This is a genomic window from Chryseosolibacter histidinae (assembly GCF_018598225.1).
Lineage (GTDB): Bacteria > Bacteroidota > Bacteroidia > Cytophagales > Cyclobacteriaceae > Chryseosolibacter > Chryseosolibacter histidini.
Window position 1 is genome coordinate 20,608 of record NZ_JAHESF010000052.1, and the last position, 18,551, is coordinate 39,158.

An 18,551-nucleotide genomic window follows, 5' to 3' on the forward strand; every position below is an offset into this window, starting at 1 on the left:
GTACGTTAGTGCCCGCTATTGCCTACTGCCCCCGATAACCATCGGGGTTTTGCCTACTGCCTACTTTTTCCATTCAGGTACAGTTCTTTTATTCAAATCCCAGTAGAACTGTGAGTTATGAAAAGAACAACACCGCTGGCGGCTATAATGCTGCTGGTATATTTACTCTTTAATTCCTGTGCGAAAAACCCGGTTACAGGAAAGAATGATTTTATGCTGATGTCGAAGGAGCAGGAGATTGCTATGGGTAAACAATCTGATCCTGAGATCAAAGCTTTCTTCGGCGTGTATGAAGACCCGAAGCTGCAGGCGTTCATCAATGAGAAAGGTCAGCAGATGGCGGCCATTTCACATCGTCCGGATCTGAAATATGAATTTAAGGTGGTGGATTCTCCTGTGGTGAATGCGTTTGCTGTGCCCGGTGGCTACGTGTATTTCACCCGCGGGATCATGGCATATTTTAATAACGAAGCTGAATTTGCCGGTGTGCTCGGTCATGAGATCGGCCATATCACGGCCAGGCACTCCGCCAAGCAATACAGCAATGCACAGATCGCGCAGATAGGGCTGCTGGCCGGTTCGGTGATCTCTCCTGAATTTGCACAGGTGGCTGATATTGCGTCCACCGGTGTGCAGCTGCTCTTCCTGAAATTCGGACGTGACGCCGAGAGCCAGTCAGACAAGCTCGGTGTTCAATACTCTACCAAGATCGGTTACGACGCACAGGAGATGGCCGGTTTCTTCGAGACACTTGACCGCATGCGTGAGCAATCGGGAGGTGAAGAAGTGCCGACGTTCCTCTCCACACACCCGGACCCTGCCGACCGTGAAAAGAAGGTTGCCAAAGAGGCTGCCAACTGGAAGAAAAAAACGGATGCAGCGCAGCTGAAAGTGAACCGCGACAGCTACCTGCGCATGATCGATGGTATTGTGTATGGCGACGATCCCAAGCAAGGCTTTGTGGAGCACAATGTGTTCTATCATCCGGAGCTGAAGTTCCAGTTCCCCGTGCCCAGCCAATGGACGTTACAAAATACGCCGCAGCAGGTGCAGATGGCACCCAGCGATGGCAGGGCAGTGATGATGCTTACGCTGGCACAAGGAAACGATCTTGAGGCAGCAGCGCGCACTGTGCTTCAGCAGTATCAGCTCAGCGTGGTGGATTCAAGGAGAACAGATGTGAATGGACTTCCCGCTGTAGTGATGGTTGCCGATCAGCAGCAACAGCAGCAGGAGCAAGGCGTACGTGCATTGGTCTACCTGATCCAGTACGGCCAGAATATTTATAACCTGATGGGTGCCTCGTCGCTGGCTGACTTCAACGGCTACTTCCAGGTGTTCCAGAACACCATGGCCGGGTTCAGCGTGTTGAACGATCCTGACAAGATCAACCGGCAGCCGCGCAGGGTGAGGATCAAAACTGTTCAGCAGGCAGGTACACTGGCACAGGCCCTCGGAAACCGGGGCGATCAGAAAAAAATGGACGAGCTTGCCACGCTCAATGGTATGGCGCTGAACGACCGCGTGGAGAAGGGAATGCTGATTAAAGTGATAGAGTAGGGAAAGTAAGTACGAGGTACGATCCCGATAGCTATCGGGAACGAGGTACGATGATCTCCGATCGAAGTGCACCGTACCTCGTATTTCGTACCTCGTACCTTCATTTTATCGATGCCTTTTCTTTCTCCGGAACAATAGAGATGCTGCCGTCTTTTTCGAGGATGGCGTAACGGATCTGTTCCATTTTTTCTAATCCGAAATGGAAGCGTGCGGCTTCCAGGATGTCTTCTTCGGAGACTTTACACTTCCTCATACGTTTGGTCAGAGGTTTTCCCTGGTCTACCACGATGAGCGGGACACCTTCCGCTATTTTTCCAAACAAGTGAAATTTTTCTTTTATGAGGGAGAAGATCAGGTCGAGGCTGATCAGTGTTGTGATGAGGATAAAGGCTCCGGTGAGCGAGTAGTCCTGACCGACCAGCGCCTGTTGTGTTACTTCACTGATAATGAGCAGCAGCACGAAGTCGAACGTTGTCGATTCAGAGAGGCTTCGTTTGCCCATGATGCGGAATACCACCAGCAGGAACAAGTAAACAGCAACGCCGCGTACTACAGGATTCATCTCAGGGGAAAATAAAGTGAGCGATAGGAAAATTAGTATTGTCAATGGTCAGCTCGGTGTGAATGCTTCCCGTTGACTCCGGCATCAGGTAAAAGGTGATGGTTGACTCCGCCTCAGCATCGAAAGTATAGATCGCCGACCCGCCTGCCGCCTTTTGTGTTGCTGGCTCCGGTACGATCTTGTCGATCTCCATGCAGTCAAGATAGGAGCGGGGGATCCGGATCTCGATATCGCCATCGGCTTTTTCTATCTGTACAACGAGCTTCATGGGTGTTTCAAACCGCGCGATGCGTTCGAAAGACACCGTACCGTTTTTGCCTGCAACGTGGCCTGCGCTCAACCAGCCCGTACCAAACACGCCTAATGAAGCGGCGATCAACAGCAGCAGGAGCAACACCCAGCCAATGCGCTGAACGATCCACCCACTGATGTGAAGATCAATGTCATCCTTAAGTTGTAACGAAGGTTTGATACGTTCCACCCGCTACGGCCGGGTTTGTAATAACGGCCTGTCCATGCGAGTATAAAAGGGTGTGCCGGGTCAGTTTTAAAATTTAAACTTTAAGGTTTAAGGTTTAAAGTTAAGCGCGGTCCATTTAACTAACACTTGCTTCGATTTTACACACACAACTTTAAACTTTAAACTTCGAACTTGAAACTCAGATCGCTTCAGATCCCCGTTCTCCCGTTCTCAGTCGGATACATTCTTCGAGGGGCATCACGAAGATCTTTCCGCTGCCGATGAGGCCGCCGTCATTGGCCTGGGTGGCGTTGATGATGGCATCGCAGGTGATGTCTACAAACGCATCGTTCACGGCGATCTCCAGCCTGGCATTGGGGATGAGGTTGGGAACGACTTTCTGTCCACGGTAGATCTCTTCCGATTTGCTCCGGCCGTGACCTGATCCGTAGCTCACAGTGATGCGTTCGATCCCCGCCTGGATCAGTGCTTCCCGCACCTGGTCAAGCTGGTTTTCCCTTATAATGGCTACTACGAGTTTCATACAAGTAATATTTTTTATGGATCCATGCGCTGAAGCGCGTGGCGACTGATTCGAATTTTAAACAAACCGCGATGCTCGCTTCCAACTTAAAACTTCAAACCTGAAACTTTAAACTTCTAGCTCGGATTGATCATACCATAGCCGCGCTCGCCATGGTAATAGCTGTCGAGGCCTTTCATCTCACCTTCTTCGCTTGAGCGGATGCCTACTGTTTTGTTCAGTACAAAGAGAATGGCCCACGTTCCAACGGCGGAGTAGGCAATCGCGATGAGCACGGCCATCACCTGTACGCCGAGTTGTTTCATGGTGTTCCATCCTTCCGCCACACCGGCGGCTTCGGCCATCCAGCTTTCGCGGATGAAGAAGGTAAGGAAGATAGCGCCGGCGATACCACCGATGCCGTGGATGCCGAATGCATCGAGCGTGTCATCGAATCCAAGTTTGTTCTTCAGCAGTATGGCGAGGTAACAGAATACCGTTGCCAGTGTGCCGATGGCGAGCGCTCCGGCCGGCTGAACCACACCCGCTGCAGGCGTGATGGCCACGAGACCGGCGAGAATACCACTCACAAAACCGAGGGCCGTTGCTTTGCCCTGGTGCAAGCCTTCAAGGATCACCCACATCAGCGCACCTGCGGCGGCGGCCACCTGCGTGGCAGTGAGCGCCTGCGCTGTGCTGAGACCTGATGAAATGCTGCTGCCCGCGTTGAAGCCGAACCATCCCACCCAAAGCAGTCCAGCCCCGATCAATGTCATCACAAGGTTATTAGGGCGCATGGGCAGGTGAGGGTAGGATTTTCGTGCGCCCAGGTAAATGGCTGCCACCAATCCGCTGACACCGGCAGAAATATGCACCACCGTTCCGCCTGCAAAATCGATCGCGCCCTTAGCGCCCAGGTTGAACAGGAATCCGTCTGAAGCCCAGACCCAGTGGCAGAGCGGATTGTAGATCAGCAGTCCCCACAAGGCAATGAAGAAACAATATCCTTTGAAAGAAACGCGCTCTGCAAAGGCGCCGGCAATAAGGGCGGGCGCGATAATGGCAAACTTCGCCTGGAACATGGAGAACACGTATTCAGGTATGCCCGCGCTCATGATATTGGTATCGATGCCTTGCAGCAGGAAGTAGTCATTGCTCCATCCGAACCATCCGCCGAGCACGTTCTGGCCGAAAGCCATGCTGTAACCGCATACCACCCACAGTACGGTCATGATGCCCATGGCAGTGAAGCTGTGCATCATGGTGCCCAGCACATTTTTGGTGCGCACAAGACCACCGTAGAACATTGCCAGGCCTGGCACCATCAGCAGAACGAGGGCCGTGGAGGTCAGCATCCACGCAGTAGCCCCAGAGTCGGTGGCAACAGGCGCATCCGCGGCAAACAAGCCGGCAAAAGGTATAAGCAGGAGAACGCAAAGAAGAAGCGTTGAGCGTAGAGCTGTTTTCATTAAGGCGCAGGTGGTTGTTGTACGCTGCGAAATTAACACCGGCAGGAAATTAGTCAAACAACAGGCGGAAGAATGTAGGGGAATTGTTGGCGAACGAAAGTTCGGTTGCCGAGCTGGTTGCCAGTTGCCGGTTGCCGGATGGCCAGTTCAGACCGAGTGCTTTTTCACAATCTGTGTTTCATTCAGACACGATATCTCACGCTTCAATTGCCACACGAATCGAAGCAGAACTTCGATATACACACGATACGAAACCGGCAACTGGTAACCGGCAACGATTCACATCAAGACAGAGGTCTCCTCCTCCACATCACGTTTACGGGCGTTGTAACGAATGGTGAACTTCCCCACCGCGAGGAAGATTAGTCCGCAGACACTGCAGCCTACCATCACGGCGATCATGGGCACCGCTGTATTGTTGTGAAAGGCGCTCACCAGCGCGGAAGCCACACCGCCCATGGCCATACGAAAGCTTCCGGAGAGAGACGCGGCACTTCCTGCATGACGCGAGAAAGGGGCTAGCGAGAGCGCTGTGGCATTCGGGTTGATCAGGCCATGCCCTGCCATAAAAAGAGCAATGAGCGCCACCAGCGTAACCTTGTCAAATCCTCCCAGGGCAGTACCTGTGATCAGCAGGATGCCAACCAAAGTCTGCATGGCAAAAGCGCCCCGGATGACCTGCTCGCTTTTAAATCTTTTCAGGAAGACATGGTTGAGCTGTGTGGACCCGATCATGACCGCTGCCACCACGGCGAAGATCCAGCCATACTCCTGTTCGCTGGAGCCATACAGGTTCATGAACACATCGGCAGAGCCGGCGATGTAGGCAAACGGTGCGGACGAAGCGAGACCACCGGCAAGGGTATAGACGAGGAACTGCGGCTGTCGGATTACCGTGTAAAAGTTTCCGACCACCGCGCGCGGCTTCAGCGATATGGAAGGATCTGCTTTTCGTCCCTGCGGCAGAATAAAATAGACACACACTACGATCAGTGTAGTGATAACAGCCAGCACGATGAACACCGAATGCCATCCGAAAGCAGCCGTCATGTATCCGCCAACGGTGGGAGCGATCATGGGCGAAACGGCTACCACCAGCGTCATAGAGCTGAAGGCCTGCGCCGTTTTATCAACAGGGAAAAGATCGCGTACCAACGCCTGCGCAGCAACCATACCCGCACATCCGCCCAGCGCCTGCAGAAAGCGCATGGCGATGAGTGCCTCCACAGAACCGGTGAATGCACATCCGAGCGAAGCGAAGATATAAATGATCAACCCTGCATACAGCGGAGCTTTCCGCCCAAACCTGTCGAGCAGTGGTCCATAGATCATCTGGCCAGCGGCGATACCGATAAAGTAGCTGGTCAACGAAAGCTGCACAGAGGCAATGGTCGTCTTCAGGTCTTCCGCAATCGATGGAAATCCCGGCAGATACATATCAATAGAAAACGGACTGATGGTGGCCAGCGCACCCAGGATGAGAATGAGTATGAATTGTTGTTTGCGAGTCATGTGTTACATGTGCGAACATGAAAGATCGTGCCCACACGATGGCTTAACTGATTTGATCAAGAAATGGTTGCTTGGAAGTAAAAAGAAGTCAGGAGCCAGAAGTCAGGAGCCAGAAGTCAGAAGCCAGAAGGGCTAACGTATGGCAGACGAAGTCACACTTGAGATGACACCCCAACCTTCTGACTCCTGGCTCCTGACTTCTGACTTCTTGCTGTTGACTCCTACCTAACAATTGGTGCTAGGCAACTATCCGGAATCCCAAACGCCTCCACCAACGGCACCGCTTCCTCTCTCACTTCCGCACAGAGGCGGTCTACCATTTTGCGGATGGCTTTTGTTTTTACACCTTCCATGTAGCCGTTCTCGAGGTACCAGCCTTTGTTCTTTTCGATCTGCGAAAGCGCGAAGAGATCACAGAGTTTTTTCAGCACCGTTTTGCATCCTTCGTCCTGCGTGCTGGCGATGCGTTCCAGGAACTGCTCCAGGATGATGCGTTCGATGTAGGCAAATCCTACCTGCACCAGGTGATGCTGGCATTGATTGAAGGCATCGAAGGAGTCCATGCCATCGTCGATATAACTTTTCAATCTTCTGGCGGCGGAGGTGAGCACGGCGCGTTCGCGATAGGCGAAAGCGTGGAGGTGGAATTCGGCATCCAGCAGGTGCTCGTCATCCGTGTTCCTGATCACGAAGGGGTTCTTCTCCTGTAAGCTTGTTTTGGCCTGCGTAGCCACATAGTTGAGAATGCCGAAGAGGTTCATGTTGCTGAACTCCTGCCTGAACTCCGTAAGCCGGCTCTTGGCCACGAGCTGCAGCAGCACTGTGTTGTCGCCTTCGAACGTGGTGTAGATCTCCGTGTCGTTCTTCAGGTCGTCGATCCTGTTTTCGGAGAGGTATCCCTTTCCGCCGCAGCACTCGCGGCATTCCTGCAGGGTTTGTGTGGTGTTCCAGGTGGCTACGGATTTCAGTCCCGCAGCAAGCGCTTCGATCTCCTGCATGTCTTCTTCCGTGCGCTTCAGGAACCTGTTGGTGAGATATTCGAGCGCGAAGTGAAGCGCGTACGCATTGGCCAGCAGGGGCATGAGCCTGCGCTGGTGCGTCCTGTAGTTCAATATCGGGATCTCCGCGCCACCCTCGGGACCGAACTGTTTGCGCTGGTCACCATAACGGATGGCGATGGCGAGGCCCGTCTTCGCTGCGCTGAGGCCTGATCTCGGTATGCCTATACGCCCGCCTACCAGTGTGCCCAGCATGGTGAAAAACCGCCTGTTGTCGCTGGAGATGGGGCTTTCGAATTTTCCTTCGGCGTTCACCGTGGCGAATTTATCGAGCATGTTCTCTTTCGGGATGGTCACTTGATCGAAATAGATCACGCCATTATCAACACCGTTGAGTCCCATCTTGCGGCCGCAATCCTTGATGGTTACACCCGGATGAAGTTTGCCGGAAGCATCGCGCAGTGGAACAACAAAAGCGCTCACGCCATAGTCTTTTCCGTTGAGGATCAGTTTGGCAAATACCGTGGCCATCTGTCCGTGCAGCGCCGCGTTTCCGATATACTCTTTGCGCGCGAGCTCATCGGGTGTATGGATCACGAAGCATTGTTTGCCATGATCGTAGGTGGCGGTTGTTTCAATACCCCGCACGTTAGAGCCATGCCCGGTCTCTGTCATGGCAAAACATCCCGGCAAGGTAAGCGTACCAATATCCTTTAAATATTTGCGATGGTGTTTTTCTGTTCCGAGAAAATAGACGCTCATGCCGAAGAGCCCGAACTGCACACCGAATTTCACCACAAGACTCAGGTCGTGGTAGCTCAGCGTTTCCATGATGCTGAAATAGGAGGCCATGTCGCCTTGTCCGCCGTATTCTTTGGGATAGGCCATGGAGCCGAAGCCCTGTGCCGCCAGCATGCGACACCATTGCAGCACCTTTTCGCGGTAGATACCCAGGTCGCCGGTGTCGGGACGACTGAGCTCCGGATCGGAGATGATGGCTTTTACTTTCCTGATGATGGCAGCGTTGGGGCCGTCGAGCAGGGTTGTCAGCTTGCCGATATCGAATGTGTATTGCGTGCCCTGGCTGGCGGTTTTTGTCTGGCGGTTTACCGGTAAAAAATTGAATGCGGCTTCACGACTGATCACGCCAAGCGTTTCTTCAATGCCCGAGAGGGAAGCGGATGCTTTGGCAAGAAGGTCTTTGCCCGAACCGTTGGTGTGACGGCTGGCCAGCCTCACGCCGATGTCGATCAGGCTTTCCTGCTTGTCGGCCGATAGCCCTGCAGTTCGGATCTCGTCGAGCCAGCTTTTGAGCTGGTCGGCAGAAGGAGGTGACGAAGGATTGAGCTGGGCTACCAGGAACTCTTTCTCTTCACGGCTCAGCCAGGGTTGCGCATCGATCACGTTGCGGATGGCCTTGATCTCGCTGGGCGTGAGCACGGCGTCTGACCACACCGTGTAAAAGAGCGGAAGGAAAACATAGAGGCCCGGGTTTTCCCGGAGGTGTTTTGAGTCAAGCATGGGGTTGTATGGATTGGCGTTGTAAAATTAAAACATTTTATAAATACCTGTTCGCCGGTTATGCGCGCCGGGGTATGTATCCGGTAAAAATGGCATTTGGTCGGTGACACTTATCCGGTTATTTTTTATTTCGTTTTTTTTTCCGTCTTTGAACTTTACTTGAATCAACTTGCGGTTTTAACAGCAGGATTCACGTTAACCCAACAACGTGCACTTCAAAACAACTAAATTAAAACAGTTTATGAAAAGAGTAACTCAGTTAGTGGTAGCCATGATGTTTGTGGCTGTTTTTTCAGAATTTGCGAATGCCCAGAAGCTGCCCGGCCTCGATCCAAGCCCTGCAGACATCGCTTATTTCCGTCCTGACGGCAGGGAGTCTGTTCCCGTGATCAGGGTAATATACGGCAGACCTCAGAAGAAGGGCAGGACCATGCTGGGAGATAAAGAACCTTTCGGCAAAGTGTGGCGCCTGGGTGCCAATGAGGCCACCGAGATCAAGCTGTATAAGGATGTGACCTTCGGCGACAAAAAAGTGAGCGCCGGTACGTACACGCTATATGCCATCCCTACAAAAGATGAGTGGACCCTCATCTTCAATACCAAGCTCGACACCTGGGGCGCTTATTCATATGACGAAAGCAAAGACGTTGCCCGTATCAAAGTTCCCACCGGCAAAACAGACTCTGAAGTGGAAGCTTTCACCATTGCCTTCGACGGCTCTGGCGGAACCGGTAAAATGGCCCTCGCCTGGGAGAACACACTCGTTACTGTTCCATTGAAGTACTGACAGTAATTGGTAAACAGTAATCGGTATTCAGTAATCGGTTTGTGGGTATCCTGAACTGATTACCGGTTACCGATTACCGTTTACCTTTTTTCACTTTCTTCTTTTCGTTAACCAAAAATCCTTCGAGCGCATCCAGGCGACGGGTCCAGAATGCTTTGTACTGGTCGGCCCAATCGGATACTTCTTTCAGCTGGCTGAGACGCGCTTCACAATATCGCTCACGCCCCATCTGGCGAATGGTGACCAGGCCACATTCTGTCAGGATCCTGATATGTTTGGATACCGCGGGGCGGCTTACCTTAAAATTTTCTGCAACACCATTGAGGGTCAGCGACTGATACGCCAGCAGATTCAGGATCTCTCTGCGGGTAGGATCGGCAATAGCCTGAAAAACATCTCTGCGCATGGGATTGGTAACCGTTTAGTTACAAACGTACGGATTCTTATTGAAATTAGGAGCAAGGGTGAGAAGCCAGTAGTCAGTAGCCAGAAGGGCTGGGAGTAGGTAAGAAAATTACGTTGATCAGAAGAAAGCTTTCCTTCGGAGTAGAGTCGGAGCAAGGGCATGAATAGTAACTCGTCACAGGTTTCGAAGCACTTCAACTTCTGGCTCCTGACTTCTTACTTCTTTTTATCTCATCGGCAGATAAAGATGGAAAGTCGCTCCCTGCTCCGGCTCCGACTCCGCCACGATCATTCCTTTATGATTGTCCATGATCTTTTTGCAGATGGCGAGGCCGATGCCCGTGCCGCCGTATTCGGTGCGGCCGTGCAGGCGCTGGAACACTTCAAAGATCTTGTGCTTGTGCTCCGGCTCAAACCCGATGCCATTGTCGCGGATGGCGATGTGGTGATAGGTGGTGTCAGCGACGGCATGCGTGTTGTTGATCTTGTGTCCTTGCACCGTATTGTAGGTGATGGAGATCTCCGGTGCTGTATGGGGTTTGGAGAACTTGATGGCGTTGCTGAGCACATTGGTGAGCAGCTGGGCGAACTGGAAACGGACCACCTCCAGTGTCGGCAAAGGCTGCGATGTGATCACAGCATGCTTTTCATCGATGGACTCCTTCAGATCATTTTTTACTTCTTCCAGGATCTCGTTGAGATTGGTTTGCTCGAACTTGCTCTCGGAAGTATTGGTGCGTGAATAGGCGAGCAGGTCTTCGATCAGCGTTTGCATCCGGTGCGCGGCGTTCTGCATGCGGGCGAAATAATCCTGTCCCTTGGGCGACAGGTTCTTTTCGGACTCTATGATGCGTGAAGCGAATGTCTGTATTTTACGGAGCGGCTCCTGGAGATCGTGACTCGATACGTAAGCAAAAGAAGCGAGCTCCTGGTTCATGGCTTCCAGCTCGCGATTCTTATCTTCAAGCTGCATGGCGCTCGCCTTCAGGGCATCGTCAGCCAGTTTCTTGTCAGTGAGATCGCGGGTAACTTTTGAAAAGCCGATCACATCGCCGGCGTCGTTGTGCAGCGCGGTGATCAGGATGCTGCCCCAGAACTTGGAACCGTCTTTCCTTACCCGCCAGCCTTCGTGCGTAGCTTTCCCTTCGTTATATGCACGCTGGATCAGCTGCTCGGGCAGTTTCCTTTGCTGATCTTCGGTGGTGTAAAACATCTTGAAGCTTTTGCCGATCGCTTCTTCAGCGGTATAACCTTTGATCTTTTCTGCGCCCTTGTTCCAGTTCTCGATAATACCTTCTTTGCTTAAGAGAATAATAGCGTAGTCCTGCACCTCGCTGATCATGCGGTGGAACCGCTCTTCGCTTTTCTTTAATTCGATATTCTTGAGGCGCAGCTCTTCTATTGTATCCTGAAGCACTTCTTCCATGGCCACCCGCTTTTGCTGTTGTGACGTAACATCTTCAAGAATACCGATGTAACCCATAAAGCGCTGCTGAGCATTGTAACGCGGATTGCCGCTCACGGAGGCGAGAATGTAGCCGTCGTCTTCTTTTTTGAGCCTGAAGCTGATGTTCAATGGTTGCCGTGCTTCGAAGCACCGGTTCCAGTCATGCAACGCTGTGTCATGATCATCGGGATGCACAGAGTCAAGCCAGCCCTTATCCTGGGCATCGGCAAAGGACTTGCCCGTGATCTCGTTCCACTTGCGGTTCATGTAGTTGTTATTTCCGGCCTCATCGGTCATCCATACCACAACGGGGGCGTGGTCTGCCATGGAATGGAACCGTTCCTCACTTTCTTTGATAGCGGCTCCTGCGCGTTTGAAGTCAGAGATATCAATGAGCATATTCACGGCGCCCACCAATGTGCCTGAGATGTCGAATAACGGCTTCGGATGGGGAAGCACGTTGACCCTTACGCCATCCGGGCGCTCTACAATGATCTCACGCCCGTAAACCGGCCGCTTTTCCTTTAACGCAATGGCCATGGGACAGGAATCCAGCGGGAGCTCGCTGCCATCCGGGTTGTAGATCTTCCACGAACCGCACCAAAGGTCCTTTCCGATCTCAGGTTCTTTTCCCCACAAGGCAACGGCGGCGTCATTGTATAAAGTAATGTGGCCTTGTGCATCGCAGGTATAAACCGCGGCAGGAAGGCTTTGAATGAACTGGTTATAGCGAAATTCGCTTTGCTCGAGTGCGCGTGCGTATTCTTGTTCCCGCAAATTGTCTGAAGAATGACTCTGATCGGTGAGATTGTTTTCAGCGGAAATAGTCCGATCCTTCTTTATTTTCATATTCGCTGCGGTACGGCCAGGAAAAGTGTCGTGCATTACAAAAATATAAAATTACGAATGTTAAAACGTCTAAAGAAGGCTTTATTCACTACAGTCGGATTGAATGGATTAGTGATAAAAAAATCATGCCCGCCCGCTTTTGTACCTTTTTTCAGACCGATGTTTAACATGGACGTTTCTTGTAAAGTTCGGCGTTGGGGAATCGGGGTCGAGTTTGGTTGCCGGTTGCCAGTTGCCGGATGGCCAGTTCAGACTGGGTTTCACTTTCACACAATATGTTTCATTCAGTAGGTTTTAAAAAAAATTACAATCGAAGCAACGCCTTGAAACATAGACCACACGAAACCGGTAACCGGCAACTGGCAACAAGGACAGGCGTGTGGGGAGAAATCTGCTCATCCTCATCACAGGGTCGAGCCAGGCGAAAACAAACGCACAGGCAGGATAATTGAGTGCCTTTAGCTGAATCTAAATGACAGCATTATGATCGAGAGAGATGGCGCCCGCATTAGCCTGTGGCAGGATACTGTACCAGCCTTTGAACCGGCTTCGGTTATATCGAAAGAGAAATACGACGTGGTCATCGCCGGCGGAGGAATGACCGGTCTAACCCTGGCCCTGCAGCTGCAACAACACGGCCTGAAATGTATTGTGCTCGAAGCTCAGAACATCGGGTTCGGCACTACCGGAGGAACCACGGCCCATCTGAACACCCTGCTGGACACGCCTTACACCCGCATCATCAAAAACTTTGGCATGGAGAGCGCCAGGGTGGTGGCCAGCGCAACGAGAGCGGCCCTTCAGCTCGTCAAAGACAACATCGATCAGTATAATATTTCCTGTGGTTTTGAGGAGGCGCCAGGTTTCCTCTTCTCGCAAACCGACGATCAGCAGAAGGAGCTGGAAGACATCTATGACGCGTGTGTTGACGTGGGCGTTGAAGTGGAGCTGACCGGTGCCATACCCGTGCCCTTTGCTTTCAACAAGGCCATCAGGATTCCGCGTCAGGCCCGGTTCCATCCGCTTCGTTACCTGCAGGGCATCGCCGGCGTGTTCGAGAAGGAGGGAGGCGCCATTGTTCAGCATTGCAGGGTGATCAGTTGTGAAAGGCTGAACGACTCGGGAAAAGTATTAAAGGTGGAAACAAGCGAAGGTAATTTTCTCGCCGACCACCTGGTATATGCCACCCACATTCCGCCCGGTATCAACATCCTTCACCTGCGTTGCCCCGCCTACCGAAGTTATGCCATCGCTGTGAAGCTGGAAGACGACTCTTATCCCGAAGGACTCATTTACGATATGTATGACCCGTATCGCTATTACAGAACGCAGGAGATCGACGGCACCCGTTACCTGATCGCGGGTGGAGAAGATCACAAGACCGGGGAGGAGTCGAATACCAGTGGCAGGTTCCTGAAGCTCGAGAGCCATGTGCGGTCGCACTTCAACGTGGCTGAGGTGGTTCACCAGTGGTCGTCACAATATTTTGAACCGGTGGACGGGCTTCCGTACATCGGTCATCTGCCGGGCAACCCTGACAATGTTTATGTGGCTACGGGATACGGCGGAAATGGCATTACCTATAGCCACGTGGCGGCACTGTTGCTGCGGAGCCTGATCCTGGGGTACGAAAATCCATACGGCGAGGTCTTCCACCCCGGCCGTGTGAAGCCCGTGGCAGGATTTGCGGAATTTGTCAAACACAATGCCGATGTGGTGAAACAGCTTGCCGGCAAATGGTTCTCGAAAGAGGAGCTTCATGAGCTCGCAGGGCTGGCGCCGGGTGAAGGAAAAGTAGTACAATACGAGGAGCACACCCTGGCATTGTATAAGGACGATGCCGGTGCGCTTCATGCCGTGAACCCGGCCTGTACACACCTGAAATGTTCCGTGCGCTGGAATGCGGCGGAAAAATCGTGGGATTGTCCCTGCCACGGCTCTCGTTTCTCCTTTGATGGAGAGGTACTTACAGGCCCTGCCGTCACAAACCTCGAGCCCGCGGAAATACGTTCGCTGGAGACAGAAGAAAAGATGCGTTAACTCCCCCTGGCCCCCTCTACTTCGTAGAGGGGGATAGACGGGGTTTTGTCTAAGATTTCCTACCTTATATATTCAAATAAGCCCCGGATCATAAAAAACCGCAAAGCCCAGGCAACCCTTTGTTCAAAATGGTTGTATTGGGCTATTAAATGCAGCTCCCTTGGAAGGAACAGATGACCGCTTGAGAGAAATTCTGGCCGGATGCAGAAAGCATCACCGGGAGAGCCAACGCCTGCTCTACGAAGAATTCTATGCCTACAGCATGAGCATCTGCCTCCGTTATGCCGACAACCGCGATGAGGCCGCGGAAATTTTAAACGACGGGTTTATGAAGATATTTACGAACATCAGGCAGTTTGACCTTAGCAAACCATTGAAGCCCTGGCTCCGGAAAGTGATGGTGAATACCTCCATCAACCATTACAAGCAAAAACAGCGCGACCTCCAGTCAGAAGAGATGGAGAACGCCAAACACGAGCAGGAAGCCGAAAGCATCATCTCGGGAATATCGTACCAGGAGATCATCGGCATGCTGCACAAGCTTCCGCCAGCGTACCGTACTGTATTCAACCTGTATGTGATCGAAGGATACCGCCATGAAGAGATCGCCAAAATGCTGGGCATCACCGTAGGCACTTCCAAGTCTAACCTGTTCAAGGCCAAGGAATCGCTGCGTAAAATATTGAACGACTTTTTTGAATCCGACTATGTCGAAAAAAAATGAAGATAGCTTAGAGCGGTTTTTCAGAAAGGCAGTAACACAACACGATACGGCCTTCAGGGAGAACGACTGGCTCAAGATGGAGAAAATGCTGGACGAGAAAGCAGCGGAAAGAGCTGCCTTGCGTCTGACCAATCTCAAGCGGGTCGGCTATTCCCTGGCGGGCCTTGCAATTATTCTGACCGGAATTTATTTCTTAACGCTGAATGGCAACGCCTCGATGTCCACTGAAGAGGTTTTGCCCAAACAGATGCAGGTGGCAGCTGGTGAGGAAGCTCCTGTGACGGATCATACAATGGAAAAGCCCGCTGCCGGCCTGCATTCTGCTCAGCCACAAGCCAATAACGATAGCCAAAAGGAAAGCAATAACACGGAAAGCCTGACGGGGGAAAACCCGGCGACATCCCAGAGCCCGGCTTCGGAAGAAGCGGTCATCCTGAAAGAAAATAATACAACATCCCTTGCGCAGTCACAGACAAAAATGGCAGACGTTGATAAGGGTACCGCGATCGGCAAACGCCCAATAGAGAAAGGCACTCAACAGGCGAATGTTTCCGGGCAGTCACAATCAAAAGCGACGGATGTTGACAAGGGTTCAGCGATCAATAAACAACTGATAGAAAAGGGCACAGCTCGAGCGGATGGTAGCAAGCTGCAGCCTCAACCGCTGCAAGACCTGGCGGATCAAAAAACAGGAACGGGTCGGAAAATGGAAAACACCGGCGATCTGAAAAATACGGCGATCTCCGTGGTTCCAACAGACAACACCTCGAAAACAGGCCCGTCACGCCAACAACCCGCTGGTGCACTTGAAAATCAGGAGCGTAAGGATGTTGCCGCGTCCTCAGAAAAAGAAACAGAAGATCTTCAGAAGGCGGCTGACGTAACCAAAAAAACAGGCGCACTGCCTGTAGCGGAAGATCCGTCGCGAATCACAGCGTTGGATGACCGGGACAAGCAGCGCACACAAGATGAGCAGGCCCGGCAGCAGGTCATTGATCCTGCCACACAAGATCGTGCAGCAAAAACAGCTCCTGCAGATAATGGCATAGCACCTGAACCCGAAAAAGCCCCGCTCAAGCAAATTGAAAAAGACTCTGTGGCTGCGGCAGAAGCTGTTGAGGAAACAATGCCTCCTGACGAGAAACTGAAACCGGTACCTACCCGATGGAATGTAGCGCTTGTGCTGGCTCCTGATTTCAGCAGCACGGCGCTGGAACGTTATACAGCTCCCGGGGAAGCTTACGGGTTCGCGGTGGGCTACCGGTTTCTCGACAGGTTTACCGTAACCACAGGCCTTGTGAGGAGCACCAAAAAATATGTGGGCTATGGCAGCGACTACCAGCCACCGGAAGGATACTGGAACAGGCGCACCAATGGCATCGTGCCTGACGACATTACCGGAAAATGTGGGATCCTGGAGATTCCCCTTGCGGTACAGTACGCCTTCAGGCAAAGAGAGAAGTCGCGGATGTATGTTGCCGCGGGAGTCTCCAGCTACATCATGCTCCACGAATCGTACCGTTATTCATTCGATGCGCCGAATCCGGGAGCGGCCAGGGGATGGTCTACCTCAAAATCATCCAGGTACCCGTTTGCCATCGGGCATGTATCAGCAGCGTATGAAAGAAACCTCTCTCAACGGTGGGCTATTGGCCTGGAGCCATTTTTAAAGATACCCTTTGCGGGTGTCGGATGGAGCAACGTGGACCTTTATAGCACAGGCGTGTTCGTTAACCTGCGCTACAGGTTTTTCAGGAAGCAGCAGTTCACTGTACCGGAAGAACGAAAACAACCCATTAAATGAAAACTATAGTCCAAGAGCGATCTGTCGTGAGAGAGCCGAGCGCCACGCAGAAGAAGTTCTATGAAGATCAGTATGCAATGGTTTCTTTTGTAGAATCCGTTCCCTGCATCAAAGTGAAGTTGTCAGGTGTGCCGCACAGCAGCGAACACTATCAGTATGTGCATTCCAAGTTACTGGAGTTCATCCACTCCGAGATCGAGAATTACTGCCGGTTGCACCTGCTTACCGACAGCACACAGGCGGGCCTGGTACTGGATGAAGATCTTTCCTATTATAAAATGAATGTGATCCCCGCCATCGAAAAAGCCGGGATCCGGTATCACGCCATCGTGATCCCGCAGAGCCTGTTCGGAAGATTGTTCTTCCAGGAAATATCATTATCAACCAAAAAACTCAAGGTAGCTTATTTTAATACGATCAGCGGAGCGTGTAAATGGCTTAAGAACAGATGAAATAAGTTGACAGTAGGAAATCCCGATAGTTATCGGGAGGCAGTTGTCAATATTTCTTGAAATACATTTCCCGCGGATCACGCTGATTTTCGCAGATTTTTAAGTACTTGATCTGCGTCTATCTGCGAAATCTGCGGGAAACTGGCATTTAACTTTTTTCACGGTTGGAACGACATTTTTAGCGACGGTGCCCAGAGACGGCTTTAATCTTCGTCTGCACCGGAATGAGAAAAATAGTTGGTTTGTGGGTGCTGCTCATAGCTAGTGTTCCCGCATTTGCCCAGGTTGACACCTCCTTTATCTACAACACTTCAATGCCCTATGGCACCCTCGATCTGAGGATCGCCAAATCGCCTACGCGGTATTATTACCTCCAGGAAGGCATTACATTCAGTTTCCGGGAGAGCGCTCCCGGTGTAAAGACCAATACGTACCGCGACATGACGTCGTGGGATTCATCACCCTATCGCCAGGGAAATCTTCGAGAAAAGAACGGCGCCAGCGACCTGTTCGTCATGAACTACCGTTACCTGCTGCCGAACAACTACAACGCCTCCTATGAGCCCGGCTATCCCGTCATCATCATGTTCCACGGCCTGGGTGAACGGGGAAATTGCTGGGAAGACAAGTGCTACTGGAGCACACCGGGTTGGAACCCTAACACCAACAGTCCGCCGGCACCTGTTTCCGCCACGCACAACCTGATGAATAATGACCACAATCTCCTGCACGGAGGCCTCAAACATCTCACCGCAGTGAACCTGGCGGGATCAAAACTTCCCAACGACCCAACGCTTCCGGCCAATGCATTTCCGGGGTTCCTCATCTTTCCGCAGAACCTCAATGGGTGGGCACAGCCTGCCAGGATCGAAGACGCCATCCGCATCCTTCGGCTCATGATCAAAAAATACAACATCGACGAGAACAGGGTTTACATTCATGGATTGTCCAACGGTGGTGGCGCTGTGTTCCAGGCCATCAAACGTGCACCCTGGCTGTTTGCTGCGGCGCTCCCGATGTCGGCCGTGAACAACGGAGGTATCATCGGCGATGGCATGACGGCGGAAGTGAGCAAAATTCCGCTCTGGGTATTTCAGGGTGCCAAAGACACCAACCCCACGCCGAGCAGGACTTATAATACCATCAAGAGCTTTCGCGAGGCAGGGGCGGACATCCGCTACAACCTCTATCTTAACCTGGGCCACGGAACCTGGAATACGGCGTATAACGAACCGGACTTTTTCAGCTGGATCCTTTCCAAGCGCAAATACAACCCGCACGTTTATTATGGCAATCCGGTGATCTGCAACACCAACGGCCAGGGGGTGCGCATCAGCTTCTCCAACGGTTTCCCCGCCTATCAGTGGCAACAGGACGGGCAGGTGATCGCCGGCGCCACGCAATCGCAGTACATTGCCAATACGCCGGGCACTTACAG

Annotated in this window: 15 protein-coding genes; 7 read left to right on the forward strand and 8 right to left on the reverse strand. The window is 52.1% G+C overall.

What is annotated here, in order from left to right; genetic code table 11:
- Positions 1-117: 117 nt before the first annotated feature.
- Positions 118-1,560: a M48 family metalloprotease gene (locus KK083_RS28915; RefSeq protein ID WP_254169636.1), complete on the forward strand. Its 1,443-nt coding sequence runs from the start codon at positions 118-120 to the stop codon at positions 1,558-1,560.
- 100 nt (positions 1,561-1,660) lie between these two features.
- Here the strand turns inward: KK083_RS28915 and KK083_RS28920 are convergent, their stop codons facing one another.
- The 6 genes from KK083_RS28920 to KK083_RS28945 form a co-directional block, all read right to left on the reverse strand.
- The gene (locus KK083_RS28920) at positions 1,661-2,122 is read right to left on the reverse strand and encodes a DUF421 domain-containing protein (RefSeq protein ID WP_254169637.1); all 462 of its coding nucleotides are present in this window, start codon (positions 2,120-2,122) and stop codon (positions 1,661-1,663) included.
- 1 nt (position 2,123) lies between these two features.
- Positions 2,124-2,603 carry a hypothetical protein gene (locus KK083_RS28925; RefSeq protein ID WP_254169638.1) on the reverse strand — a complete coding sequence of 160 codons (480 nt, stop codon included), beginning with the start codon at positions 2,601-2,603 and terminating at the stop codon, positions 2,124-2,126.
- 178 nt (positions 2,604-2,781) lie between these two features.
- A complete protein-coding gene (locus tag KK083_RS28930) occupies positions 2,782-3,126 on the reverse strand; it encodes a P-II family nitrogen regulator (RefSeq protein ID WP_254169639.1) in 345 nt (114 codons plus the stop codon).
- 116 nt (positions 3,127-3,242) lie between these two features.
- Positions 3,243-4,574, reverse strand: coding sequence for an ammonium transporter (locus KK083_RS28935; protein WP_254169640.1), 1,332 nt, complete (start codon positions 4,572-4,574; stop codon positions 3,243-3,245).
- A gap of 279 nt (positions 4,575-4,853) precedes the next feature.
- A complete protein-coding gene (locus tag KK083_RS28940; RefSeq protein ID WP_254169641.1) occupies positions 4,854-6,086 on the reverse strand; it encodes a Bcr/CflA family multidrug efflux MFS transporter in 1,233 nt (410 codons plus the stop codon).
- A 221-nt stretch (positions 6,087-6,307) separates the two neighbouring features.
- Positions 6,308-8,605, reverse strand: a complete 2,298-nt coding sequence (locus KK083_RS28945) for an acyl-CoA dehydrogenase family protein (protein WP_254169642.1) — start codon at positions 8,603-8,605, stop codon at positions 6,308-6,310.
- A 241-nt stretch (positions 8,606-8,846) separates the two neighbouring features.
- Between KK083_RS28945 and KK083_RS28950 the strand changes: the two genes are divergently transcribed.
- Complete coding sequence (locus tag KK083_RS28950; protein ID WP_254169643.1) at positions 8,847-9,392, forward strand: DUF2911 domain-containing protein; 546 nt, start codon at positions 8,847-8,849, stop codon at positions 9,390-9,392.
- A 73-nt stretch (positions 9,393-9,465) separates the two neighbouring features.
- Here the strand turns inward: KK083_RS28950 and KK083_RS28955 are convergent, their stop codons facing one another.
- Entirely contained in the window at positions 9,466-9,798 is a 333-nt protein-coding gene (locus KK083_RS28955; protein WP_254169644.1) for an ArsR/SmtB family transcription factor, read from the reverse strand.
- A gap of 225 nt (positions 9,799-10,023) precedes the next feature.
- Entirely contained in the window at positions 10,024-12,093 is a 2,070-nt protein-coding gene (locus tag KK083_RS28960; protein ID WP_254169645.1) for a PAS domain-containing sensor histidine kinase, read from the reverse strand.
- A 483-nt stretch (positions 12,094-12,576) separates the two neighbouring features.
- Here KK083_RS28960 and KK083_RS28965 point away from each other — a divergent pair, with 483 nt between their 5' ends.
- The 5 genes from KK083_RS28965 to KK083_RS28985 all read left to right on the forward strand — a co-directional run.
- Entirely contained in the window at positions 12,577-14,133 is a 1,557-nt protein-coding gene (locus tag KK083_RS28965; protein WP_254169646.1) for an FAD-dependent oxidoreductase, read from the forward strand.
- Positions 14,134-14,293: 160 nt separating this feature from the next.
- On the forward strand, positions 14,294-14,857 hold the full coding sequence (locus tag KK083_RS28970; protein WP_254169647.1) for an RNA polymerase sigma factor: 564 nt from the start codon (positions 14,294-14,296) through the stop codon (positions 14,855-14,857).
- Entirely contained in the window at positions 14,841-16,661 is a 1,821-nt protein-coding gene (locus tag KK083_RS28975; RefSeq protein ID WP_254169648.1) for a hypothetical protein, read from the forward strand. Before KK083_RS28970 ends, KK083_RS28975 begins: the two co-directional genes overlap by 17 nt.
- Positions 16,658-17,113, forward strand: coding sequence for a hypothetical protein (locus KK083_RS28980; protein ID WP_254169649.1), 456 nt, complete (start codon positions 16,658-16,660; stop codon positions 17,111-17,113). The genes KK083_RS28975 and KK083_RS28980 overlap by 4 nt, the downstream gene beginning before the upstream one ends.
- 224 nt (positions 17,114-17,337) lie before the next feature.
- Positions 17,338-18,551: carboxylesterase family protein (locus KK083_RS28985; RefSeq protein ID WP_254169650.1), on the forward strand; the 1,214-nt coding region annotated here is incomplete at its 3' end.